The organism is Arthrobacter sp. SAFR-044 (genome assembly GCF_051965175.1).
Lineage (GTDB): Bacteria > Actinomycetota > Actinomycetes > Actinomycetales > Micrococcaceae > Arthrobacter.
In genome coordinates, this window is the sequence record NZ_JBQCMK010000039.1 from 1 (window position 1) to 623 (window position 623).

Annotated in this window: 1 protein-coding gene; it reads left to right on the plus strand. The window is 67.3% G+C overall.

Annotated features, from left to right (window positions below):
- Window positions 1-623 (plus strand): DUF222 domain-containing protein (locus ACTHQS_RS21040; protein ID WP_440172745.1); only part of this gene is annotated, 623 nt, incomplete at both ends.

Genomic DNA, 623 nt, shown 5'->3' on the forward strand with positions numbered 1-623 from the left:
AAGGGGGTGGCTGATCGGCGGGTGGAGTTCCGGCCGGACCAGGATGGGATGGCGTGGCTGTCCGCTTGCCTGCCGGCGGACCAGGCGTTGGCGGGGTGGAACCGGCTCACCGCAATATCCCGGTCGCTGCAAGGTCCCCAGGAGTCCCGCACCATGTCCCAGTTACGGGCCGACAAGTTCGCTGATGCGATTCTCGGGAGCGGCAGTGGCTACGGCGAGGCCGATGACATCGACAGTGTTGCCGTTGAAGGTGCCGGTGCAGGACCCGGACACTCGTCTTCACCGATCCGGGCGCAGGTTCTGGTCACGGTTCCGGTGTTCTCACTGATGGGGGTGACCGATGAGCCGGCCATGCTCGACGGTTACGGGCCTATTCCGCCGTCGATGGCCCGGGACTTGGTGGCGAACGGGGCGGGGTCGGTTTACCGGGTGTTGGTGGACCCGCGGGACGGGGCGCCGTTGGAGATCGGCCGGACCAGCTACCGGGTGACCGGCGCGATGCGTGCCTGGTTGAGGATGCGCGATGGCAAGTGCCCGTTCCCCGGGTGCAGCAACAACTCCCTGGACAACGACGCCGACCACATCCTCGCCTGGGCCAACGGCGGCACCACAGGGATCAGCAA